The following is a 22,861-nucleotide window of genomic DNA, read 5'->3' as shown; positions in this document are numbered from 1 at the left end:
CCTTAACAAACGCCATGAGCGACGACAATTCACACAGTAGCGACACGACAACCACTAAAAAGGGATTTTTCTCCCTCATCCTGAACCAGCTTTTCCACGGCGAACCGAAAAACCGTGATGAACTGCTGGAGCTGATTCGTGATTCCGGGCAGAACGACCTTATCGACGAAGATACGCGCGAAATGCTCGAAGGGGTGATGGACATCGCCGACCAGCGCGTCCGCGACATCATGATTCCCCGCTCGCAGATGATTACCCTGAAACGCAACCAGACGCTGGACGAGTGCCTCGATGTGATTATCGAATCGGCTCACTCACGTTTCCCGGTCATCAGCGAAGACAAAGATCACATCGAAGGGATTTTGATGGCGAAAGATCTGCTGCCGTTTATGCGCAGCGATGCCGAAGCCTTCAGTATGGAAAAAGTGTTACGCCCGGCCGTGGTTGTGCCGGAAAGTAAGCGTGTGGATCGGATGCTGAAGGAGTTTCGCTCCCAGCGCTATCACATGGCGATTGTTATTGATGAATTTGGTGGCGTTTCCGGTCTGGTCACAATCGAAGACATCCTTGAGCTGATCGTGGGCGAAATCGAAGATGAGTATGACGAAGAAGAGGATATCGACTTCCGTCAGCTGAGCCGCCACACCTGGACCGTGCGCGCGCTGGCCTCCATTGAAGACTTCAATGACACCTTTGGCACCAGCTTCAGCGATGAAGAAGTGGACACCATTGGTGGTCTGGTGATGCAGGCCTTCGGCCATCTTCCGGCCCGCGGTGAAACCGTTGACATCGATGGTTACCAGTTCAAGGTCGCAATGGCTGACAGCCGACGTATTATTCAGGTTCATGTCAGAATGCCGGACGACTCACCGGTGCCAAAACTGGAAGATTAATGTAAATGGCATTTGCCCCACTCTTTGAACGCCAGCGCGTCCGTTTGCTGCTGGCGCTGTTACTCGGAGCCAGCGGTACGCTGGCTTTTTCTCCTTACGATATCTGGCCAGCCGCTATTCTCTCCCTGATGGGGCTACAGGGTCTTACCCTGAATCGTCGTCCGGTACAGGCCGCGGCCATAGGCTACTTCTGGGGGCTGGGGCTGTTTGGCTCTGGTATCAACTGGGTCTACGTCAGTATCGCGCAATTTGGCGGAATGCCGGGGCCGGTTAACGTCTTCCTGGTTGTGCTGCTCGCCGCCTATCTTTCGCTCTACACTGGCCTGTTCGCCGGTATTCTATCTCGTCTGTGGCCTAAAACGACCTGGCTGCGCGTCGCGATAGCGGCTCCCGTTGTCTGGCAAATCACCGAATTTCTGCGCGGCTGGGTACTGACCGGCTTCCCGTGGTTGCAGTTCGGCTATAGCCAGGTGGACGGCCCGCTGAAAGGTCTGGCTCCCGTCATGGGCGTGGAGGCGATTAACTTCCTGCTCATGGCGGTCAGCGGCCTGCTGGTGCTGGCTCTGGTGACACGTAACTGGAAGCCGCTGGTTGCCTCGTTAATCCTGTTTGCCCTGCCTTTCCCACTGCGTTATATCCAGTGGTTCACGCTGGAGCCCGCGCGCGCCACGCAGGTATCGTTGATACAGGGCGATATCCCGCAGTCATTGAAATGGGATGAGAATCAGCTGCTGAACACGCTGAAAATCTATGCCAACGCCACCGAAAAGGTGATGGGTAAATCGCAGCTCATCATCTGGCCTGAGTCTGCGATCCCGGATCTGGAGATCAATCAGCAGCCCTTCCTGAAGATGATGGACGATCTGCTGCGCGCGCGCGGCAGTACGCTGATTACCGGACTTGTGGATGCGCGTCTCAATCAGCAGAACCGCTATGACACGTACAACACGATCATTACGCTCGGTAAGGACAGCGAATACAGCTATACCTCCACCAATCGTTACAACAAAAATCACCTTGTACCGTTTGGCGAGTTTGTTCCGCTGGAGTCTATTCTGCGCCCACTGGCACCGTTCTTTGACCTGCCGATGTCCTCATTCAGCCGGGGCCCTTACGTTCAGCCGCAGCTGCATGCGCACGGGTTTGCCCTGACGGCCGCTATTTGCTACGAGATTATCCTCGGCGAGCAGGTGCGCGATAACTTCCGCCCGGACACCGACTATCTGCTGACCATCTCAAACGATGCGTGGTTCGGTAAATCGATCGGCCCGTGGCAGCACTTCCAGATGGCACGAATGCGTTCTCTGGAGCTGGCACGTCCGCTGTTGCGCAGCACCAATAACGGCATCACCGCCGTGATTGGCCCGCAGGGTGAAATCCAGGCCATGATCCCGCAGTTCACCCGTGAGGTGCTGACCACGAAAGTGACGCCAGCTACGGGCCTGACGCCTTATGCGCGCACCGGGAACTGGCCGCTGTGGATCCTGACCACGCTGTTCGGTTTTGCCGCCGTAGTGATGAGCCTGCGTCAGCGTCGTAGATAACCTGGCCTTCTGTTGCCGGGTGGCGGCTACGCCTTACCCGGCCTACTCTCCGGCGCAGCCGCCACCCGACAATTTCCTCCTAAAATTCAATTCTGGCACGCCTGTTGCTTTGTTTAATTACGCAAACGCTGTCTGGCTTAACGTGCAACCTTGTCGCACCAGCATGGATCTCCGGTAGCACCGAAACGGTGCAACGAGAGATTATTGCCTCTGAATGGTGCGGCGTGCTTCGCAAAAATAAACAATAACGCAGCAAAATCTTTACATTAAGCCAGACTAAATGTTAACAAGCTTGCATAACACTGCACTCGCATTGCGCGAGATATAACAACATCACAATGGGTATCAAAGCGTCACTGGCGCTGATAAGAAAGGAGTTGGGTATGCAATTACGTAAACTGGCCACAGCAATGCTGGTTATGGGAATGTCTGCGGGCATCGTTCACGCTGAAGACGCTCCGGCAGCAGGAAGCACTCTCGACAAGATTGCCAAAAACGGCGTGATCGTGGTCGGCCACCGTGAATCTTCTGTCCCGTTCTCTTACTACGACAACACGCAAAAAGTCGTGGGCTATTCACAGGATTACTCCAACGCCATCGTTGAAGCCGTGAAGAAAAAGCTGAACAAACCTGACCTGCAAGTGAAGCTGATCCCCATCACTTCACAGAACCGTATTCCTCTGCTGCAAAACGGCACATTTGATTTTGAATGTGGCTCAACCACCAACAACCTTGAGCGTCAGAAACAGGCCGCTTTCTCGGACACTATCTTCGTTGTAGGCACCCGCCTGCTGACGAAGAAAGGCGGCGATATCAAAGATTTTGCTGACCTGAAAGGCAAAGCGGTTGTCGTGACCTCCGGTACCACGTCCGAAGTGCTGCTGCACAAGCTGAACGACGAGAAGAAAATGGACATGCGCATCATCAGCGCGAAAGATCACGGCGACTCCTTCCGTACCCTGGAAAGCGGTCGTGCCGTTGCGTTTATGATGGATGACGCTCTGCTGGCAGGCGAGCGCGCCAAGGCGAAGAAACCAGACAACTGGGAAATCGTCGGGACTGCGCAGTCGAAAGAAGCTTACGGCTGTATGCTGCGTAAAGGCGATGAAGGCTTCAAAAAGCTGATCGATGACACCATCGCTCAGGCGCAAACCTCTGGCGAAGCGGCAAAATGGTTCGACAAATGGTTCAAGAACCCAATTCCACCAAAAAACCTGAACATGAACTTTGAACTGTCTGACGACATGAAAGCGCTGTTCAAATCACCAAACGACAAAGCTCTTAACTAACTAGAACGACAGGGGCGGGATCTCCTGCCCTCTCGATTGTCGGGAAGCATGGACAGACTATACGTTGAGTGGTCGTTCCCCACTCAGCGCAAAAATTGAGCTTCTCACCAATCTTCGAGGGTAGCGCTGCTACCCTCTTTTTTCTGGAGTTTACTATGTCAATTGACTGGAACTGGGGCATCTTTCTGCAACAAGCCCCGTTCGGCAACACCACCTATCTCGGCTGGCTGTGGAGCGGCTTTCAGGTTACCGTTGCGTTATCGATAACGGCGTGGATTATCGCGTTTCTTGTCGGTTCGCTGTTCGGTATTCTGCGTACCGTCCCTAACCGTTTTCTCTCTTCGATTGGCACGCTCTATGTGGAACTGTTCCGTAACGTTCCGCTGATCGTGCAGTTCTTTACCTGGTATCTGGTGATCCCGGAACTGCTGCCGGAAGATCTCGGCATGTGGTTCAAGGCCGAGCTGGATCCTAACGTACAATTCTTTGTCTCCTCCATGCTGTGTCTGGGACTGTTCACCGCTGCGCGCGTCTGCGAGCAGGTGCGTGCCGCCATACAGTCACTGCCACGCGGACAAAAGAATGCGGCACTGGCGATGGGCCTGACCCTGCCACAAGCCTACCGTTACGTACTGCTGCCTAACGCTTACCGCGTCATCGTTCCGCCGATGACCTCCGAGATGATGAACCTGGTAAAAAACTCGGCCATCGCCTCAACCATTGGTCTGGTAGATATGGCGGCGCAGGCGGGCAAACTGCTGGATTACTCCGCTCACGCATGGGAATCCTTCACGGCAATCACGCTCGCCTATGTTCTGATTAACGCTTTCATCATGCTGGTGATGAACCTGGTTGAACGCAAAGTACGCCTGCCGGGCAATCTGGGGGGCAAATAATGTACGAATTTGACTGGAGTTCCATTGTTCCCTCCATGCCTTATCTGCTGGATGGGCTGGCGATCACCTTAAAGATCACCGTAATCGCCATTATCGTCGGTATTGTCTGGGGCACCCTGCTGGCAGTGATGCGCCTGTCGAGCTTTAAGCCGCTCGCCTGGTTTGCTACGGCTTACGTTAACGTGTTCCGCTCCATTCCACTGGTCATGGTGCTGTTGTGGTTTTACCTGATTGTTCCCGGCTTTTTACAGAACGTGCTGGGACTGTCGCCGAAAACCGATATCCGCCTGATCTCTGCCATGGTGGCATTCTCTATGTTTGAAGCCGCCTACTACTCCGAGATCATCCGCGCAGGTATTCAGAGTATCTCGCGCGGGCAGTCCAGCGCTGCGCTGGCGCTCGGTATGACGCACTGGCAGTCCATGAAGCTCATTATTCTGCCGCAGGCGTTTCGCGCCATGGTTCCGCTGCTGCTGACGCAGGGCATCGTCCTGTTCCAGGATACCTCCCTGGTCTACGTGCTGAGCCTGGCAGACTTCTTCCGTACCGCCTCCACCATTGGCGAACGTGACGGAACGCAGGTTGAGATGATCCTCTTCGCGGGCGGGGTCTATTTTGTGATTAGTTTAAGCGCATCGCTGTTGGTCAGCTGGCTGAAGAAAAGGACCGTATAATGATTTCCCTGAAAAATGTTTCTAAATGGTATGGGCACTTTCAGGTGCTGACCGACTGCTCAACAGAAGTGAAAAAAGGCGATGTGGTGGTGGTATGTGGCCCGTCCGGCTCCGGTAAGTCGACGCTTATCAAAACCGTTAATGGGCTGGAACCTGTCCAGCAGGGCGAGATTGTCGTTAACGGCACCAAAGTGAATGACCGCAAAACCAACCTTGCCCAGCTTCGCTCCCACGTTGGGATGGTGTTCCAGCATTTTGAGCTGTTCCCTCACCTCTCCATCATTGAGAACCTGACGCTGGCGCAGGTGAAAGTGCTGAAGCGCGACAAAAAAGCGGCGCGTGAAAAGGGACTGAAGTTGCTGGAACGCGTCGGGCTGTCTGCACATGCGGATAAGTTCCCGGCGCAGCTTTCAGGTGGCCAACAGCAGCGCGTGGCAATCGCGCGTGCGCTGTGCATGGATCCGGTGGCGATGCTGTTTGATGAGCCGACGTCCGCGCTCGATCCTGAGATGATCAACGAAGTGCTGGACGTTATGGTGGAACTGGCGCACGAAGGGATGACCATGATGGTGGTGACGCACGAAATGGGCTTCGCCCGTAAAGTGGCCAACCGTGTGATCTTCATGGATGAAGGGAAAATTGTTGAAGACTCACCGAAAGAAGAGTTCTTCGCAAATCCTAAATCTGAACGTGCAAAAGACTTCCTCGCCAAAATCCTGCATTAATCTTTTTAGTGCGCAATCTGTGGATTGCGCACTGCTTCACGCTTTAGATCTCTTTTTCTATTCGGCGTCACATCGCAGCGTTAACCTTGTCACAAATAATGCTAAGAATGGAGAACGCCATGGCACAGCCTATTATTCTCGACTGCGATCCGGGTCATGATGACGCGATCGCACTCGTCCTTGCTCTTGCCTCCCCTGAACTGGACGTAAAAGCTGTCACCGCCTCTGCAGGGAACCAGACGCCGGATAAAACCCTGCGAAACGTGTTGCGCATGTTAACGCTGCTAAAACGCACCGATATTCCGGTCGCAGGTGGCGCCATTAAGCCGCTAATGCGCGAGCTGATCATTGCGGATAACGTTCACGGTGAAAGTGGGCTGGATGGCCCGGCGCTGCCGGAGCCGGGTTTCGCACCACAAAACTGTACTGCCGTCGAGCTCATGGCGAAAGTTCTGCGTGAAAGCGCAGAGCCCGTGACGCTGGTGGCGACCGGCCCGCAGACCAACGTAGCGCTGCTGCTGAACAGCCATCCTGAACTGCACAGCAATATCGCCCGTATCGTCATCATGGGCGGGGCAATAGGGCTGGGGAACTGGACGCCAGTCGCGGAGTTCAACATCTTTGTTGACCCGGAAGCCGCGGAAATCGTCTTCCAGTCGGGCCTGCCGATTGTGATGGCGGGGCTGGACGTTACCCACCGCGCACAAATTATGGCGCAGGACATCGAACGATTTCGTACTGTGGGTAACCCGGTTGCAACAACCGTGGCAGAGCTGCTCGATTTCTTTATGGAGTATCACAAAGCCGAGAAGTGGGGATTCCACGGCGCCCCGCTGCATGACCCATGCACCATCGCCTGGCTACTGAAGCCGGAAATGTTTACCACGGTCGAGCGTTGGGTTGGTGTGGAAACACAGGGGAAATATACCCAGGGAATGACGGTGGTGGACTATTACTCGCTGACGGGAAACAAGCCGAATACCACAGTGATGGTGGATATCGATCGGAAAGCGTTTGTGGATTTGCTGGCGGAGAGGCTGGCTTATTATTCTGCGGCCTGATGCCCTCTCCCACAGGGAGAGGGAGCAGACACTAAAAACGGCAACGACGTTGCCGTTTTGCTTTTACCTACGGCTCAAACGGCCGACGCTGGAACTGGTCGTGCCCGCATTTCGGACACAGCGACAGCACCTCCGGCGTATAAACGGCGATATGGTGGTGGCACTTCTCACACACAAGGTTCCCTAGCCCCACCACTTCGCCGCTGTGATAGACACCGTGGTGGTTTAAATCCTGGAACACCTCGCGCCACTCCAGTTGGGTTTTATCGGTAATATCCGCCAGCTCCTGCCACAGGCTCTCTTTAATTACCCGCATAAAAACACTGTCGGCGATTTCGTCCTGGCTCTCTTCATAGCTTCGCGCAAACTCTTCCAGGTCGCGGCGCACGGCGCGCGTCACCTCTTCCACTTCGGTTCGCGATAACTCACCCGTTTGCGTCACGCGTGCGCGTGCCTGTTCGACCAACGCGTCGATATCACGCTCGCCGTTACGCAGCCTTTCCGTCAGAGTCGCTACCAGTTCACGGTAAAATTGAGCAACCTTGTTCATCATTTTGCCTCCCGGGTAAGTAACTGTCTCTAATAATAGACCTTATTTCGTCGCCGCTTTGTCAGGTGAAGCACAGACCCGGTAAATTCCTGCAAAGTGCATTTGCGTGAAAGGCTGTTTTGACGCGGGCGTTTGGGCTATGCTATGCGGATCTGAATTACCACATCCATTGGCTACATTTGTAGCTGTATTGAACACAGGACCACTGGCTGCCATGCAAGAGCAATACCGCCCGGAAGAGATAGAATCAAAAGTCCAGCAACACTGGGACGAGAAGCGCACCTTTGAAGTAACCGAAGACGAGAGCAAAGAGAAGTATTACTGCCTGTCGATGCTTCCCTATCCTTCTGGTCGACTACACATGGGCCACGTGCGTAACTACACCATCGGTGACGTGATTGCACGCTACCAGCGTATGCTGGGCAAAAACGTACTTCAGCCTATCGGCTGGGATGCGTTCGGCCTGCCTGCTGAAGGCGCTGCGGTGAAAAACAACACGGCACCGGCTCCGTGGACGTACGACAACATCGCGTACATGAAAAACCAGCTGAAAATGCTGGGCTTTGGCTATGACTGGAGCCGCGAGCTGGCAACCTGTACCCCGGAATACTACCGCTGGGAGCAGAAGTTCTTCACCGAGCTGTATAAAAAAGGCCTGGTCTACAAGAAAACGTCCGCCGTTAACTGGTGCCCGAACGACCAGACCGTTCTCGCGAACGAGCAGGTTATCGATGGCTGCTGCTGGCGCTGCGACACCAAAGTTGAGCGTAAAGAGATCCCGCAGTGGTTTATCAAAATCACCGCCTACGCTGACGAACTGCTGAACGATCTGGATAATCTGGATCACTGGCCTGACACCGTTAAGACCATGCAGCGTAACTGGATCGGCCGTTCCGAAGGTGTGGAAATTACCTTTAACGTAGAAAACTACGACCAGACGCTGACCGTCTACACCACCCGTCCGGACACCTTCATGGGCGCGACCTACCTGGCCGTGGCCGCAGGTCACCCGCTGGCGCAAAAAGCGGCGAAAAACAATCCGGAGCTGGCGACCTTTATCGACGAATGCCGCAACACGAAAGTGGCCGAAGCCGACATGGCGACGATGGAGAAAAAAGGCGTTGATACCGGCTTCAAAGCGATCCACCCGCTGACGGGCGAAGCAATACCTGTCTGGGCCGCCAACTTCGTACTGATGGAATACGGCACAGGCGCCGTGATGGCCGTGCCGGGTCACGATCAGCGCGACTACGAATTTGCCACCAAATACGGCCTGACCATCAAGCCTGTTATTCTTGCTGCTGACGGCTCTGAACCCGATCTCTCTGAGCAAGCGCTGACTGAAAAAGGCACCCTGTTTAACTCCGGTGAGTTCAGCGGCCTGAGCTTCGAAGAGGGCTTCAACGCCATCGCCGACAAACTGGCCTCCCTGGGCGTGGGCGAGCGTAAAGTGAACTACCGTCTGCGCGACTGGGGCGTTTCCCGTCAGCGTTACTGGGGTGCGCCAATCCCAATGGTGACCCTGGAAGACGGCACCGTGATGCCAACGCCGGAAGATCAGCTGCCGGTGATCCTGCCGGAAGACGTGGTCATGGACGGCATCACCAGCCCGATCAAAGCCGATCCTGAGTGGGCAAAAACTACCGTCAACGGTCAGCCAGCGCTGCGTGAAACCGACACCTTTGACACCTTTATGGAATCCTCCTGGTACTATGCGCGCTACACCTGCCCGCAGTACAAAGAAGGCATGCTGGATTCCGATGCTGCAAACTACTGGCTGCCGGTAGATATCTATATCGGTGGCATTGAACACGCCATCATGCACCTGCTCTACTTCCGCTTCTTCCACAAACTGATGCGTGACGCAGGCCTGGTCAACTCCGACGAGCCGGCAAAACAGCTGCTGTGTCAGGGTATGGTGCTGGCAGATGCGTTCTACTACGTTGGCGCGAACGGTGAACGTAACTGGGTTTCTCCGGTTGATGCGATTGTGGAGCGCGACGAGAAAGGCCGTATCGTGAAGGCGAAAGACGCCGAAGGTCATGAACTGGTTTATACCGGCATGAGCAAGATGTCCAAGTCTAAAAATAACGGTATCGACCCGCAGGTGATGGTTGAGCGTTACGGCGCTGACACCGTGCGTCTGTTCATGATGTTCGCCTCCCCGGCAGATATGACGCTGGAATGGCAGGAATCCGGCGTTGAAGGGGCCAACCGCTTCCTGAAACGCGTCTGGAAACTGGTTTACGAGCACACCTCACAAGGTGATGCGCCAGCGCTGAACGTGGCTGCACTGAGCGAAGATCAGCAGGCGCTGCGTCGTGATGTTCATAAAACCATTGCGAAAGTCACCGATGATATTGGTCGTCGTCAGACCTTCAATACCGCAATTGCGGCTATTATGGAACTGATGAACAAGCTGGCAAAAGCCCCGCAGGACGGCGAGCAGGATCGCGCGTTAATGCGCGAAGCGCTGCTGGCGGTCGTTCGCATGCTGAACCCGTTCACGCCGCACGTTAGCTTCACCCTGTGGCAGGAGCTGAAAGGCGAAGGGGATATCGACAACGCGCCGTGGCCAGTGGCGGATGAATCCGCTATGGTGGAAAACACCACGCTGGTTGTGGTGCAGGTTAACGGTAAAGTGCGCGGTAAAATTACCGTCGCGGTCGACGCAACCGAAGAACAGGTTCGCGAGCGCGCAGGCCAGGAGCATCTGGTCGCGAAATACCTTGAGGGCGTTACCGTACGTAAAGTGATCTACGTACCCGGTAAACTGCTGAATCTGGTCGTTGGCTAAGCGCGGGAGGAAACGTGCGACACCTGGCAACAATACTCTTATCTCTGGCGGTGCTGGTCACCGCTGGCTGCGGCTGGCACCTGCGCAATACCACGGCAGTGCCTGCTCAGATGAAAACAATGATCTTCGACTCATCCGATCCGAATGGACCGCTGAGCCGGGCCATTCGTAACCAGCTGCGTTTGAACGATGTTGAGCTGATCGAGAAGGGAACCCTGCGTCAGGATGTTCCTTCGCTCCGCGTCCTGAAATCAACGCTGTCACAAGACACGGCATCGATCTTCCAGGATGGACGAACCGCGGAATATCAAATGGTGCTTACCGTTGATGCGGCCGTTTTAATGCCAGGTAAAGATATTTACCCTATCAATACCAAAGTCTACCGCTCGTTCTTCGATAACCCGCAGACGGCCCTGGCAAAAGACGCCGAACAGCAGATTATCATCAAGGAAATGTATGATAAGGCCGCGGAGCAACTGATCCGCAGACTGCCTGCCATTGCCGCGTCGACGAAAAAAGGCGCTGACGTTATCGAAACACCGGATGCCAGCACGCCGGATATGCCAACGTCGCTGGGTAACTGATGATCAGGTTGTATCCTGAACAACTCCGCGCGCAGCTCAACGAAGGGCTGCGCGCGGCCTATCTGCTACTCGGCAATGACCCCCTGTTACTTCAGGAAAGCCTTGATGCGGTTCGCCATGCGGCAGCCGCGCAGGGTTTCGATGAGCATCATACGTTCCAGATCGATAACAGTACCGACTGGAACGCTATCTTCTCGCTTTGTCAGGCCATGAGCCTGTTTGCCTCTCGTCAGACAATCCAGATCGTGCTGCCAGAGAATGGTCCTAACGCGGCCATCAATGAACAGCTGACCATGCTGGTGAGTTTATTACACGGCGATCTGCTGCTTATTGTACGCGGTAACAAGTTCACGAAAGCGCAGGAAAACGCGGCCTGGTTTACCCAGCTTGCCACCAATGCGGTACTGGTCACCTGCCAGACGCCAGAACAGGCGCATCTGCCAAAATGGGTTGCCGCGCGCGCAAAGCTGCACAATCTGCAACTGGATGATGCCGCCAGCCAGCTCCTTTGCTATTGCTATGAAGGCAACCTTCTGGCACTGGCGCAGGCGCTGGACAGGCTCGCCCTGCTGTGGCCCGATGGCAAGCTGACGCTACCGCGCGTGGAACAGGCGGTGAATGATGCCGCGCACTTTACTCCCTTCCACTGGGTTGATGCGCTGCTGTCGGCGAAAAGTAAGCGAGCCCTGCACATACTGCAACAGCTGCGCCTGGAAGGGAGTGAGCCGGTCATTCTGCTCCGCACGCTCCAGCGCGAATTACTGCTGCTGAACAACCTTAAACGTCAGTCGGCACATACGCCCCTGCGCGCCTTATTCGATAAACATCGCGTCTGGCAGAACCGTCGGGCGATGACCACGGAGGCGATAAACCGCCTGAGCCAGGAGCAGTTGCGTCAGGCAGTGCAACTTCTGATGCGCGCCGAACTGACGTTAAAACAGGACTACGGCCAGTCTGTCTGGGCGGAGCTGGAGAGCCTCTCTTTGCTGCTCTGCCATAAGGCGCTGGCAGACGTATTTATCGATGGGTGATATGCATTCTTTACAGGCAATGTATGGCGGGACCTTCGACCCGGTACACTATGGGCATCTTAAACCGGTAGAAATCCTCGCGAATTTGATTGGGTTGCAGCGGGTAATCATCATGCCCAACAATGTTCCTCCGCATCGTCCTCAGCCAGAAGCAACCAGCGAGCAGCGCAAAGCGATGCTCGCGCTGGCTATCGCAGATAAGCCTCTCTTCACGCTGGATGAGCGCGAATTGCGCAGGGATACCCCTTCCTGGACATCGCAAACGCTGCGGGAGTGGCGCGCTGAGCAGGGGCCCATGCAACCGCTGGCGTTTATCATCGGCCAGGATTCCTTGCTCAACTTTCCCAGCTGGTACCAGTACGAAACCATTCTGGAAAACAGTCATCTGCTGGTCTGCCGCCGTCCGGGCTACCCGTTGACCATGCGCGACGCGCAGCATCAGCAGTGGCTTGACGCGCATCTGACGGACAATATAGAAGACCTGCACAGTCTACCCGCCGGGAAAATTTACCTCGCTGAAACGCCGTGGTTTGATATTTCCGCGACCCTCATCCGCGAGCGTCTCCAGCAGGGTTTAGACTGTGACGATCTCCTGCCCTCGCCCGTGCTGGCCTATATCCACGCACACGGTTTGTATCAGAAAAGTACAGATGCCTGATCATCACCGGCGAAATTGTCTGTTAATGTTTATCCTGCCTTGACAGGCTAAGCCATACTGATATCCTCCGCTGCCAGACTTTCCCGCCGATCGCTGCTTTACAGAAATTGTTTTACAAAAATGGCGATGCAATCTCAGGCGGAGGGTGGGATGATACCCGCCTTCAAAAGCCGGGCGGTGACATTTGTCCCGCGACTGGCGTCAGTTCAGGTATACTGACTGGCCACGAATTCATAGTTGTACAATCTCATTCACCCAGGGGGAAAACTTGCAGGGTAAAGCACTCCAGGATTTTGTTATCGACAAAATTGATGACCTGAAAGGTCAGGACATCATCGCTATCGACGTTAAGGGTAAATCCAGCATCACCGACTGCATGATCATCTGCACCGGGACCTCAACTCGTCACGTTGTTTCGATTGCTGACCATGTTGTTCAGGAATCGCGCGCGGCAGGGCTGCTTCCGCTGGGCGTTGAAGGTGAAGCGACCGCTGACTGGGTGGTTGTCGATCTCGGCGATGTGATTGTCCACGTCATGCAGGAAGAGAGCCGTCGCCTGTATGAGCTGGAAAAACTCTGGGGTTAATGCGTGAAGTTGCAACTGGTCGCCGTCGGCACCAAAATGCCGGACTGGGTACAAACCGGTTTTACTGAGTATCTGCGTCGTTTCCCAAAAGATATGCCGTTCGAACTGGTGGAGATCCCAGCAGGAAAGCGCGGCAAGAACGCAGATATCAAACGTATTCTCGATAAAGAGGGAGAGCTGATGCTGGCTGCCGCAGGCAAAAACCGCATCGTGACCCTCGATATCCCGGGAAAACCCTGGGATACGCCGCAGCTGGCGCACGAACTGGAGCGCTGGAAGCAGGATGGTCGTGATGTCAGTCTGTTGATTGGCGGACCAGAGGGGTTATCTCCCGCCTGCAAAGCGGCAGCAGAACAAAGTTGGTCACTCTCGGCGCTGACGTTGCCCCACCCGCTTGTGCGGGTTCTCGTGGCAGAAAGTTTGTATCGCGCATGGAGCATCACTACCAACCACCCTTATCACCGCGAGTAATGACTGACCAGGGTAATTTAAGCAGCGGATGAAACTACAGAATTCTTTTCGCGACTATACGGCTGAGTCCGCGCTGTTTGTGCGCCGGGCGCTGGTCGCCTTTACGGGGATTTTGCTGCTTACCGGCGTGCTGATCGCCAACCTCTATAATCTGCAAATTGTCCGCTATACCGATTACCAGACCCGCTCAAACGAAAACCGTATCAAGCTGGTGCCCATCGCGCCCAGCCGCGGCATTATCTACGATCGTAACGGCACCCCGCTGGCGCTAAACCGCACCATCTACCAGATAGAGATGATGCCGGAGAAAGTGGATAACGTGCAGGATACGCTGAACGCGCTGAGAAGCGTTGTCGACCTGACTGATGACGACATCGCTGCGTTCAAAAAAGAGCGCGCACGTTCTCACCGCTTCACCTCTATTCCGGTAAAAACCAACCTGACGGAAGTGCAGGTCGCCCGTTTTGCCGTTAACCAGTACCGTTTCCCCGGTGTGGAAGTCAAAGGCTATAAACGTCGCTACTATCCTTACGGCTCCGCGCTGACGCATGTCATAGGCTACGTCTCCAAAATTAACGATAAAGACGTCGAACGCCTTGATAAAGACGGCAAGCTGGCTAACTACGCCGCAACCCATGATATTGGCAAGCTTGGGATTGAACGTTATTACGAAGATGTCCTGCACGGTCAGACCGGGTATGAAGAGGTTGAAGTTAACAACCGTGGCCGCGTGATCCGTCAGCTCAAAGAGGTTCCCCCACAGGCGGGACATGACGTTTATCTGACGCTCGACCTGAAGCTACAGCAGTATATCGAAACGCTGCTGGCGGGTAGCCGGGCCGCCGTAATCGTGACCGACCCGCGTACCGGCGGTATTCTGGCGATGGTTTCTATGCCAAGCTACGATCCGAACCTCTTCGTGGATGGCATCTCCAGCAAGGATTACTCCGGCCTGCTCAACGATCCAAACACCCCGCTGGTGAACCGCGCCACGCAGGGGGTTTATCCTCCAGCCTCAACGGTAAAACCGTATGTCGCCGTTTCTGCGCTGAGCGCGGGCGTCATTACCCGTAATACCAGTCTGTTTGACCCTGGCTGGTGGCAGTTACCTGGCTCTGAAAAACGCTACCGTGACTGGAAAAAATGGGGTCACGGCCATCTGAACGTGACCAAATCACTGGAGGAGTCGGCGGATACCTTCTTCTATCAGGTCGCCTACGACATGGGTATTGATCGTCTGTCTGAATGGATGAGCAAATTCGGCTACGGACATTACACCGGTATAGATTTGGCGGAAGAACGTTCCGGCAACATGCCAACCCGCGAATGGAAGCTGAAGCGCTTTAAAAAACCCTGGTATCAGGGTGATACCATTCCGGTGGGCATCGGCCAGGGCTACTGGACGGCAACGCCGCTGCAAATGAACAAGGCGATGATGATCCTCATCAACGATGGCGTTGTGAAAGTACCGCACCTGCTGCAAAGCACCGTAGAAGACGGCAAAAAAGTGCCATGGATACAGCCGCACGAGCCGCCGGTGGGTGACATTCATTCCGGGTACTGGGAAATCGCCAAAGACGGGATGTATGGCGTAGCCAACCGCCCTAACGGGACGGCGCACAAATATTTCGCTGGCGCACCGTATAAGGTTGCCGCGAAATCAGGTACGGCTCAGGTCTTCGGTCTGAAAGCGAATGAAACCTATAACGCACATAAAATTGCTGAACGTCTGCGTGACCACAAGCTCATGACGGCGTTTGCCCCTTATGATAACCCGCAAGTTGCGGTGGCGATGATTCTTGAGAACGGCGGCGCAGGCCCGGCGGTGGGTACCATCATGCGTCAAATCCTCGACCACATCATGCTGGGTGATAACAACACCGAACTGCCAGCTGAAAACCCGGCAGCCGCTGCGGCGGAGGACCAATAATCATGACGGATAATCCGAATAAAAAATCGCTGTGGGACAAGATCCACATCGACCCTGCCATGCTGCTGATCCTGCTGGCTCTGCTGGTGTACAGCGCCCTCGTTATCTGGAGCGCCAGCGGCCAGGATATCGGCATGATGGAGCGTAAAGTTGGCCAGATCGCCATGGGTCTGGTCATTATGGTGGTGATGGCGCAAATACCACCGCGCGTGTATGAGGGCTGGGCGCCCTATCTCTATATTTTCTGTATCATTTTGCTGGTGGCAGTAGATGCGTTCGGTGCTATCTCGAAGGGGGCGCAACGCTGGCTGGATCTGGGGATTGTCCGCTTCCAGCCGTCAGAAATCGCCAAAATCGCCGTTCCGCTGATGGTGGCGCGCTTCATTAACCGCGACGTCTGCCCGCCGTCGTTGAAGAATACCGCCATTGCGCTGGTGCTAATTTTCCTGCCGACGCTGCTCGTGGCCGCACAGCCTGACCTCGGTACCTCGATTCTCATCGCCCTCTCCGGCCTGTTCGTCCTGTTCCTGTCCGGCCTGAGCTGGCGTCTGATCGGCATCGCGGTGGTCCTGCTGGCTGCCTTTATTCCTATTCTCTGGTTCTTCCTGATGCATGATTACCAGCGCCAGCGCGTGATGATGCTGCTCGATCCCGAGACCGATCCGCTGGGCGCAGGCTATCATATTATTCAGTCGAAGATTGCGATTGGCTCCGGCGGCCTGCGCGGAAAAGGCTGGCTGCACGGGACACAGTCGCAGCTCGAATTTTTACCGGAACGCCACACCGACTTTATCTTTGCCGTTCTGGCTGAGGAGTTAGGGCTGGTTGGCATTCTGGTGCTGCTTGCACTCTACGTGCTGTTGATCATGCGTGGGCTCTACATTGCCGCACGCGCACAGACCACCTTTGGCCGAGTTATGGCGGGTGGATTAATGTTGATTTTGTTCGTTTATGTCTTCGTAAATATTGGTATGGTGAGTGGTATTCTGCCGGTTGTTGGCGTACCGCTGCCGCTGGTGAGTTACGGGGGCTCGGCACTGATCGTGTTGATGGCCGGGTTTGGTATCGTCATGTCGATCCATACCCACAGGAAAATGTTGTCCAAAAGCGTATAAAAATAAGGGGATCGCAATGCGTAAGCAGTGGCTGGGGATCTGCATCGCAGCAAGTTTACTTGCCGCCTGTACAAGTGATGATGGTCAGCAACAGGCAACCGTCGCGCCGCCGCAGCCTGCGGTCTGTAATGGCCCGATTGTTGAAATTAGCGGTGCCGATCCCGTTTATGAACCGCTGAACGCCAGCGTGAATCAGGATTATCAGCGCGACGGTAAAAGCTATAAAATCGTTCAGGATCCTTCCCGTTTCAGCCAGGCCGGCTTTGCTGCCATCTATGACGCTGAGCCAGGCAGCAATCTGACCGCGTCAGGTGAAACCTTCGATCCGATGCAGATCACGGCGGCACACCCGACACTGCCTATTCCAAGCTATGCGCGCATCACTAACCTGGCGAATGGCCGGATGATCGTGGTACGTATCAACGATCGTGGCCCTTACGGCAACGATCGCGTGATCTCCCTGTCACGCGCGGCAGCCGACCGTCTGAATACCTCAAATAATACAAAAGTGCGTATCGACCCGATTATCGTGGCGCAGGATGGTTCGCTGTCTGGCCCGGGCACGGCCTGTACCACGGTCGCGAAACAGACCTACGCCCTGCCCGCACGCCCGGATCTAAGCGGTGGTATGGGGGGCGCTTCAATGCCAGCAGAGCCCGCGCAGCCGCAGGGTGAAGTGCACGCCATCAGCAACGATACGCTACAAAGTGAAGATGCGACAGGCGCCCCGGTGAAAAGCAGTGGTTTCCTTGGTGCACCCACCACGTTAGCGCCGGGCGTGATTGAATCAAATGAACCTGCCCCAGCGCCTGCGCCCGTTGTTGCTGCACCCGCTACACAACCCGCCCCGGTGACCGCACCGGCTGCTACGCAGACTGCGGCGCCTGCGACGGCGAGCGGCAGCTACGTGGTTCAGGTTGGCGCCGTCAGCGATCGGGCCCGTGCAGAGCAGTATCAGCAGCGTTTAAGCCAGCAGTTTGGCGTGCCAGGCCGCGTTGAGCAAAACGGTGCGGTATGGCGTATCCAGATGGGTCCGTTTGCCAGCAAATCGCAGGCAGCGTCCCTGCAACAGCGTTTGCAGAGCGAGGCGCAGCTCCAGTCGTTTATCGCTGTTGCGAAGTAATTAATCGGTGGTATCCGAAATGTCAGTTTGTGTAAACCACGTTAACACTCTCATGATGAAAGTCGGATGCCTGCCCGTATAGCATTTGCTATAGTAAGGCACTTTTTTTAATTCCATCACGGATGTCGTAGTTCTGACCATGAAGACCACTTTTTCTGCTCGTTTTGTGCAGCGCATGGCGCTGACCACGGCCCTTTGCGCTGCTGCGTTCTCCGCAGCTCACGCGGATGACCTGAACATCAAGACCATGATCCCTGGCGTTCCGCAGATCGACGCGGAATCCTACATCCTGATTGATTACAACTCCGGCAAAGTTCTGGCAGAACAGAACGCCGATGCCCGCCGCGACCCGGCCAGCCTGACCAAAATGATGACCAGCTATGTTATCGGCCAGGCCATGAAAGCGGGTAAATTTAAAGAAACCGATCTGGTGACTATCGGTAACGATGCGTGGGCAACCGGCAACCCGGTGTTCAAAGGTTCATCGCTGATGTTCCTGAAGCCAGGCATGCAGGTTCCGGTCTCTCAACTTATCCGTGGCATCAACTTGCAGTCCGGTAACGACGCCTGCGTGGCAATGGCCGATTTTGCAGCGGGCAGCCAGGACGCGTTTGTGGGCCTGATGAACAGCTACGTCTCTGCGCTGGGCCTGAAAAACAGCCACTTCCAGACCGTTCACGGCCTGGACGCCGAAGGTCAGTACAGCTCCGCGCGTGACATGGCGCTGATCGGTCAGGCGCTGATCCGCGATGTGCCAAACGAGTACTCTATCTACAAAGAGAAAGAGTTCACCTTCAACGGTATTCGTCAGACCAACCGTAACGGCCTGCTGTGGGACAATAGCCTGAACGTCGACGGCATCAAAACTGGTCACACCGACAAAGCTGGCTATAACCTGGTGGCTTCTGCCACTGAAGGCCAGATGCGTCTGATCTCTGCCGTGATGGGGGGCCGCACGTTTAAAGGACGCGAAACGGAAAGTAAAAAACTGCTGACCTGGGGCTTCCGCTTCTTCGAAACCGTGAATCCGCTGAAAGCCGGTAAAGAATTTGCCTCTGAACCTGTCTGGTTTGGCGATAACGACCGTGCTTCCCTGGGTGTGGACAAAGATCTCTATCTGACGATCCCACGCGGTCGTATGAAAGATCTGAAAGCCAGCTACGTGCTGAATACCACCGAGCTGCACGCCCCGCTGCAAAAGAATCAGGTCGTGGGTACCATCAACTTCCAGCTGGATGGCAAAACCATCGATCAGCGCCCGCTGGTGGTGCTGGAGGAAATTCCTGAAGGCAATTTCTTCGGCAAAATCATTGATTACATTAAGCTGATGTTCCATCACTGGTTTGGTTAAAAATTGAACACTTGAAAGTGTGATTTTGATCCCCATATACTACGTATCAGTAAAACTCCCGCCCCGTGGCGGGAGTTATTATTTTTTATACACACGCCGGAGCTGACATGAAAACCAAACTTAACGAACTGCTTGAATTCCCTACCCCTTTTACTTACAAAGTAATGGGTCTGGCGAAACCTGAGCTGGTTGATCAGGTGGTTGAAGTGGTACAGCGCCATGCGCCGGGCGACTACTCTCCATCAGTCAAACCGAGCAGCAAAGGTAACTACCACTCGGTCTCAATCACCATCACTGCGACACACATTGAGCAGGTTGAGACGCTGTACGAAGAGCTCGGCAATATTGAAATTGTTCGTATGGTGCTGTAGTCCTTCTGCGGTTACCCGGTTTGCCGGGTAACCCACTTCCCCGCTGTGATATACTCCCCGTTACCTATTCTCCCTTGTCTTCGGAGACATCCTTTTGTACCAGGATAAAATTCTTGTCCGCCATCTTGGGCTACAGCCTTACGAGCCTGTCTCTCAGGCTATGCATGACTTTACCGACAGGCGCGATGACACCACGCCTGATGAAATCTGGCTGGTTGAACACCTGCCGGTGTTCACTCAAGGCCAGGCAGGAAAAGCCGAACATTTATTGATGACGGGCGATATCCCGGTGATCCAGAGCGATCGCGGTGGACAGGTGACCTACCACGGCCCGGGCCAGCAGGTGATGTATGTTCTGCTTAACCTGAAACGCAGAAAGCTGGGCGTGCGTGAGCTCGTGACCTTACTGGAGCAAACCGTGGTGAATACGCTGGCTGAGTACGATATTGACGCTCACCCTCGAGCCGATGCCCCGGGCGTTTATGTGGGAGAGATGAAGATCTGTTCGCTGGGGCTGCGTATCCGCAAAGGCTGCTCGTTCCACGGGCTGGCGCTGAATATCAATATGGATTTGGCCCCCTTCCAGCGCATCAACCCATGTGGGTATGCCGGTATGGAAATGACGCAAATGCGCCAGTGGGTCGATACCGCCACGCCTGACAATATCCGGCCCGTGCTTCTGAAGAACTTTTTAGCACTGCTTAACAATCCCACCTACGAATATATTGCTGCTTAACTTACCTTGGGCAGTGGCTCAATTATTTGACCAGCCACTGCTTAATTACCGCATTTACGCTTTACAATAAACCGCATATTCTATATTTTCGAGTCGCCCATATATTAGCGTCACATATTAATTAGAACCTTAATAGAACCATCACCGGGTTTCGTGTAACGTGCGTGACAATCACCCAACTGCTTGTTTTCGATAAATAATGGAAACTTACTAAACACTTTACGAATCTCTGCAAGCATAATAAATAAATTCAACTATCATTCATATTGTGAATGGATACGGAGTAAGAGCGTGGAGCCTACTAATTTACCAGCCAAACGCCTGAATGAAACCAGCGGCGAAGATAAGCCGCAAATTTTTCGGACTTTACGTAATATTGATCTCAATTTATTGACTATTTTTGAGGCGGTATATGTCCATAAAGGTATCGTTAATGCTGCGAAAATTCTTAATCTCACGCCCTCTGCTATTAGCCAGTCAATTCAAAAATTGCGCGCGATATTTCCCGATCCGTTATTTATTCGTAAAGGCCAGGGCGTAACCCCAACCGCGTACGCCACCCATCTGCACGAGTACATCAGCCAGGGTCTGGAATCAATACTGGGCGCGCTGGATCTCACCGGCAGTTACGATAAGCAACGAACTATCACCATAGGCACCTCTCCCTCAGTGGGCGTTCTGGTCATGCCAGCCATCTATCAGGCGGTGAAACAGCATGCGCCACAGTTGCTTATCCGCAACGTGCCCGTCACCGATCCGGAAACACAGCTGGCGCAATTCCAGACGGACCTGATCATCGACGGCAATAGCTTTACGGCCAGAGCGTTAGGGCATAACGTACTTTATACCGACACTCTGGCGCTCGTTTGTCGTCAGGCTCACCCTGCGTTGAGCGCACCTTTGACGCCAGAAAATTTGCGCCATTACGAACATGCGACATTTATGTCCGAAGGACAGGGTCAGGATCCGCTGCGACAACGTATTGACGAACTGTTCCCGGACCGTCCGATCAGCTTTAGCAGTTACAATATGTTTACCCTCGCGGCCCTGATTGGCAGCAGCGACTTGCTCTGTATCATGCCTGTGCGTCTCTTCACTTTGCTTCAAAAGTGCTGGCCACTGGAGAGCATTCCATTAAGTCAACTTACGACGGAATCTATTGAAATCTCACTGCATTACAACAAGCTAAGCCTGCGCGATCCGGTGCTGGAAAACGTCATCAATGTGATCCGCCAGACTTTTTGATCCGCCTTTCAGCGTAAGGCCCTGCCGCATGCGGGGCAAAAGGCACAAAACAACAACTATTTTACAAATTGGCGACCTGGCAGGCTGCTTTACCGCCCCTTTAAATGTTATACTGCCTGTCGTTCGTTCAAAAATAGTTGATAATTACAACATTCCCTTGAATTGAAACGCTTTCCTTCGATATTCGCAACTGGAACACGCACGCTATGAGTAAACCCATTGTGATGGAACGCGGTGTTAAATACCGCGATGCCGATAAAATGGCCCTTATCCCGGTTAAAAACGTGGCTACAGAGCGCGAGGCGCTGTTAAGAAAACCGGAATGGATGAAAATTAAACTTCCGGCTGACTCTTCGCGTATTCAGGGGATCAAAGCGGCGATGCGCAAAAATGGCCTCCACTCTGTCTGTGAAGAGGCCTCCTGCCCTAACCTTGCTGAATGTTTCAATCACGGTACCGCGACGTTTATGATTCTGGGTGCCATCTGCACCCGCCGCTGTCCGTTCTGTGACGTTGCCCATGGCCGTCCTGTTGCGCCTGACGCTAACGAACCGCAAAAACTGGCGCAGACCATTGCCGATATGGCGCTGCGTTATGTTGTTATCACCTCCGTTGACCGTGACGATCTGCGCGATGGCGGTGCTCAGCATTTCGCTGACTGCATTACCGCCATCCGCGAAAAAAGCCCGAACATTAAGATTGAGACGCTGGTGCCGGACTTCCGTGGCCGTATGGACCGCGCGCTCGATATCCTGACCGCGACGCCACCAGACGTGTTCAACCACAACCTGGAGAACGTACCGCGTATCTACCGTCAGGTGCGTCCAGGTGCAGATTACAACTGGTCGCTGAAGCTGCTGGAGCGCTTTAAAGAAGCCCATCCGCATATTCCTACCAAGTCTGGCCTGATGGTGGGACTGGGTGAAACCAACGCTGAGATCATTGAAGTGATGCGCGATCTGCGCCGCCACGGCGTCACCATGCTGACGCTGGGGCAGTACCTACAGCCAAGCCGTCACCACCTGCCTGTACAGCGTTACGTGAGTCCGGATGAGTTCGATGAAATGAAAGCCGAAGCGATGGCGATGGGCTTTACCCACGCTGCGTGCGGTCCGTTTGTTCGCTCCTCTTATCACGCCGATATGCAGGCGAAGGGCGAAGAAGTGAAATAAAGCTGTAAAACTTATTTACAGTAAAACAAAAAACCGGCCTCGTGAGCCGGTTTTTTTAT

22 protein-coding genes are annotated in these 22,861 nt (G+C 54.4%); 21 read left to right on the top strand and 1 reads right to left on the bottom strand.

All coding sequences use genetic code 11. The features are described 5' to 3' along the window. Positions 1-14: 14 nt before the first annotated feature. The 7 genes from corC (at position 15) to rihA (ending at position 7,082) form a co-directional block, all read left to right on the top strand. A complete protein-coding gene (gene corC / locus ACOT1A_RS14375; RefSeq protein ID WP_003858679.1) occupies positions 15-893 on the top strand; it encodes a CNNM family magnesium/cobalt transport protein CorC in 879 nt (292 codons plus the stop codon). 5 nt (positions 894-898) lie between these two features. Beyond that, complete coding sequence (gene lnt / locus ACOT1A_RS14370) at positions 899-2,437, top strand: apolipoprotein N-acyltransferase (protein WP_276170226.1); 1,539 nt, start codon at positions 899-901, stop codon at positions 2,435-2,437. Between the two features lie 383 nt (positions 2,438-2,820). Next, the gene (locus ACOT1A_RS14365) at positions 2,821-3,726 is read left to right on the top strand and encodes an amino acid ABC transporter substrate-binding protein (protein ID WP_022647438.1); all 906 of its coding nucleotides are present in this window, start codon (positions 2,821-2,823) and stop codon (positions 3,724-3,726) included. 155 nt (positions 3,727-3,881) lie between these two features. Further along, entirely contained in the window at positions 3,882-4,622 is a 741-nt protein-coding gene (gltJ, locus tag ACOT1A_RS14360; protein WP_015571133.1) for a glutamate/aspartate ABC transporter permease GltJ, read from the top strand. Beyond that, on the top strand, positions 4,622-5,296 hold the full coding sequence (gene gltK, locus ACOT1A_RS14355) for a glutamate/aspartate ABC transporter permease GltK (protein WP_022647437.1): 675 nt from the start codon (positions 4,622-4,624) through the stop codon (positions 5,294-5,296). The genes gltJ and gltK overlap by 1 nt, the downstream gene beginning before the upstream one ends. Then, positions 5,296-6,021 (top strand): amino acid ABC transporter ATP-binding protein, encoded by a 726-nt coding sequence (locus ACOT1A_RS14350; RefSeq protein ID WP_006809622.1) that lies wholly within the window; start codon positions 5,296-5,298, stop codon positions 6,019-6,021. The genes gltK and ACOT1A_RS14350 overlap by 1 nt, the downstream gene beginning before the upstream one ends. A gap of 119 nt (positions 6,022-6,140) precedes the next feature. Beyond that, positions 6,141-7,082 (top strand): pyrimidine-specific ribonucleoside hydrolase RihA, encoded by a 942-nt coding sequence (gene rihA / locus ACOT1A_RS14345; RefSeq protein WP_276170227.1) that lies wholly within the window; start codon positions 6,141-6,143, stop codon positions 7,080-7,082. A 67-nt stretch (positions 7,083-7,149) separates the two neighbouring features. Here rihA and ACOT1A_RS14340 read toward each other — a convergent pair whose 3' ends face one another. Continuing rightward, the gene (locus ACOT1A_RS14340) at positions 7,150-7,632 is read right to left on the bottom strand and encodes a zinc ribbon-containing protein (RefSeq protein WP_032621827.1); all 483 of its coding nucleotides are present in this window, start codon (positions 7,630-7,632) and stop codon (positions 7,150-7,152) included. A gap of 214 nt (positions 7,633-7,846) precedes the next feature. On the opposite strand from ACOT1A_RS14340, the gene leuS reads away from it, so the two are divergent. The 14 genes from leuS to lipA all read left to right on the top strand — a co-directional run bounded on the left by leuS (position 7,847) and on the right by lipA (position 22,802). Continuing rightward, on the top strand, positions 7,847-10,429 hold the full coding sequence (gene leuS / locus ACOT1A_RS14335; RefSeq protein ID WP_171932701.1) for a leucine--tRNA ligase: 2,583 nt from the start codon (positions 7,847-7,849) through the stop codon (positions 10,427-10,429). Positions 10,430-10,443: 14 nt separating this feature from the next. Further along, the gene (gene lptE, locus ACOT1A_RS14330) at positions 10,444-11,013 is read left to right on the top strand and encodes an LPS assembly lipoprotein LptE (RefSeq protein ID WP_022647432.1); all 570 of its coding nucleotides are present in this window, start codon (positions 10,444-10,446) and stop codon (positions 11,011-11,013) included. Then, positions 11,013-12,044: a DNA polymerase III subunit delta gene (gene holA / locus ACOT1A_RS14325; protein WP_022647431.1), complete on the top strand. Its 1,032-nt coding sequence runs from the start codon at positions 11,013-11,015 to the stop codon at positions 12,042-12,044. Before lptE ends, holA begins: the two co-directional genes overlap by 1 nt. Then, positions 12,037-12,702 (top strand): nicotinate-nucleotide adenylyltransferase, encoded by a 666-nt coding sequence (gene nadD, locus ACOT1A_RS14320; protein WP_023299589.1) that lies wholly within the window; start codon positions 12,037-12,039, stop codon positions 12,700-12,702. The genes holA and nadD overlap by 8 nt, the downstream gene beginning before the upstream one ends. A gap of 268 nt (positions 12,703-12,970) precedes the next feature. Next, positions 12,971-13,288, top strand: a complete 318-nt coding sequence (rsfS, locus tag ACOT1A_RS14315) for a ribosome silencing factor (protein ID WP_003858696.1) — start codon at positions 12,971-12,973, stop codon at positions 13,286-13,288. A gap of 3 nt (positions 13,289-13,291) precedes the next feature. Beyond that, positions 13,292-13,759, top strand: a complete 468-nt coding sequence (gene rlmH, locus ACOT1A_RS14310) for a 23S rRNA (pseudouridine(1915)-N(3))-methyltransferase RlmH (protein ID WP_003858701.1) — start codon at positions 13,292-13,294, stop codon at positions 13,757-13,759. A gap of 28 nt (positions 13,760-13,787) precedes the next feature. Further along, positions 13,788-15,689 (top strand): peptidoglycan DD-transpeptidase MrdA, encoded by a 1,902-nt coding sequence (mrdA, locus tag ACOT1A_RS14305; RefSeq protein WP_015571138.1) that lies wholly within the window; start codon positions 13,788-13,790, stop codon positions 15,687-15,689. A 2-nt stretch (positions 15,690-15,691) separates the two neighbouring features. After that, positions 15,692-16,804 carry a peptidoglycan glycosyltransferase MrdB gene (gene mrdB, locus ACOT1A_RS14300; protein ID WP_022647428.1) on the top strand — a complete coding sequence of 371 codons (1,113 nt, stop codon included), beginning with the start codon at positions 15,692-15,694 and terminating at the stop codon, positions 16,802-16,804. Between the two features lie 16 nt (positions 16,805-16,820). After that, positions 16,821-17,927 carry an endolytic peptidoglycan transglycosylase RlpA gene (gene rlpA / locus ACOT1A_RS14295; protein WP_023305687.1) on the top strand — a complete coding sequence of 369 codons (1,107 nt, stop codon included), beginning with the start codon at positions 16,821-16,823 and terminating at the stop codon, positions 17,925-17,927. Positions 17,928-18,066: 139 nt separating this feature from the next. Beyond that, positions 18,067-19,278: a D-alanyl-D-alanine carboxypeptidase DacA gene (dacA, locus tag ACOT1A_RS14290; RefSeq protein WP_003858714.1), complete on the top strand. Its 1,212-nt coding sequence runs from the start codon at positions 18,067-18,069 to the stop codon at positions 19,276-19,278. 107 nt (positions 19,279-19,385) lie between these two features. Then, positions 19,386-19,649: a DUF493 family protein YbeD gene (ybeD, locus tag ACOT1A_RS14285; protein ID WP_003858718.1), complete on the top strand. Its 264-nt coding sequence runs from the start codon at positions 19,386-19,388 to the stop codon at positions 19,647-19,649. A gap of 94 nt (positions 19,650-19,743) precedes the next feature. Then, positions 19,744-20,385 carry a lipoyl(octanoyl) transferase LipB gene (gene lipB / locus ACOT1A_RS14280; RefSeq protein WP_023299587.1) on the top strand — a complete coding sequence of 214 codons (642 nt, stop codon included), beginning with the start codon at positions 19,744-19,746 and terminating at the stop codon, positions 20,383-20,385. Between the two features lie 291 nt (positions 20,386-20,676). Further along, a complete protein-coding gene (locus tag ACOT1A_RS14275) occupies positions 20,677-21,630 on the top strand; it encodes a YbeF family transcriptional regulator (protein ID WP_022647425.1) in 954 nt (317 codons plus the stop codon). A gap of 206 nt (positions 21,631-21,836) precedes the next feature. After that, a complete protein-coding gene (gene lipA / locus ACOT1A_RS14270) occupies positions 21,837-22,802 on the top strand; it encodes a lipoyl synthase (protein ID WP_006809637.1) in 966 nt (321 codons plus the stop codon). The last annotated feature ends 59 nt before the right edge of the window (positions 22,803-22,861 follow it).

Source organism: Enterobacter cloacae complex sp. SYL003, assembly GCF_049236925.1.
Taxonomy (GTDB): Bacteria; Pseudomonadota; Gammaproteobacteria; order Enterobacterales; family Enterobacteriaceae; genus Enterobacter; species Enterobacter intestinihominis.
The sequence above is the reverse complement of the archived record's forward strand: the minus strand, read 5'-3'. Positions and strand labels throughout refer to the sequence as shown.

What these genes read in the sequence shown, in the direction of transcription:
- dacA (WP_003858714.1), top strand. Translation starts at nt 18,067, where the DNA reads ATGAAGACCACTTTTTCTGCTCGTTTTGTGCAGCGCATGGCGCTGACC.
- rlpA (WP_023305687.1), top strand. Translation starts at nt 16,821, where the DNA reads ATGCGTAAGCAGTGGCTGGGGATCTGCATCGCAGCAAGTTTACTTGCC.
- nadD (WP_023299589.1), top strand. Translation starts at nt 12,037, where the DNA reads ATGGGTGATATGCATTCTTTACAGGCAATGTATGGCGGGACCTTCGAC.
- ACOT1A_RS14340 (WP_032621827.1), bottom strand. Translation starts at nt 7,632, where the DNA reads ATGAACAAGGTTGCTCAATTTTACCGTGAACTGGTAGCGACTCTGACG.
- gltJ (WP_015571133.1), top strand. Translation starts at nt 3,882, where the DNA reads ATGTCAATTGACTGGAACTGGGGCATCTTTCTGCAACAAGCCCCGTTC.
- holA (WP_022647431.1), top strand. Translation starts at nt 11,013, where the DNA reads ATGATCAGGTTGTATCCTGAACAACTCCGCGCGCAGCTCAACGAAGGG.
- ybeD (WP_003858718.1), top strand. Translation starts at nt 19,386, where the DNA reads ATGAAAACCAAACTTAACGAACTGCTTGAATTCCCTACCCCTTTTACT.
- rihA (WP_276170227.1), top strand. Translation starts at nt 6,141, where the DNA reads ATGGCACAGCCTATTATTCTCGACTGCGATCCGGGTCATGATGACGCG.
- ACOT1A_RS14350 (WP_006809622.1), top strand. Translation starts at nt 5,296, where the DNA reads ATGATTTCCCTGAAAAATGTTTCTAAATGGTATGGGCACTTTCAGGTG.
- lnt (WP_276170226.1), top strand. Translation starts at nt 899, where the DNA reads ATGGCATTTGCCCCACTCTTTGAACGCCAGCGCGTCCGTTTGCTGCTG.
- lipA (WP_006809637.1), top strand. Translation starts at nt 21,837, where the DNA reads ATGAGTAAACCCATTGTGATGGAACGCGGTGTTAAATACCGCGATGCC.
- corC (WP_003858679.1), top strand. Translation starts at nt 15, where the DNA reads ATGAGCGACGACAATTCACACAGTAGCGACACGACAACCACTAAAAAG.
- leuS (WP_171932701.1), top strand. Translation starts at nt 7,847, where the DNA reads ATGCAAGAGCAATACCGCCCGGAAGAGATAGAATCAAAAGTCCAGCAA.
- mrdA (WP_015571138.1), top strand. Translation starts at nt 13,788, where the DNA reads ATGAAACTACAGAATTCTTTTCGCGACTATACGGCTGAGTCCGCGCTG.
- gltK (WP_022647437.1), top strand. Translation starts at nt 4,622, where the DNA reads ATGTACGAATTTGACTGGAGTTCCATTGTTCCCTCCATGCCTTATCTG.
- mrdB (WP_022647428.1), top strand. Translation starts at nt 15,692, where the DNA reads ATGACGGATAATCCGAATAAAAAATCGCTGTGGGACAAGATCCACATC.
- ACOT1A_RS14365 (WP_022647438.1), top strand. Translation starts at nt 2,821, where the DNA reads ATGCAATTACGTAAACTGGCCACAGCAATGCTGGTTATGGGAATGTCT.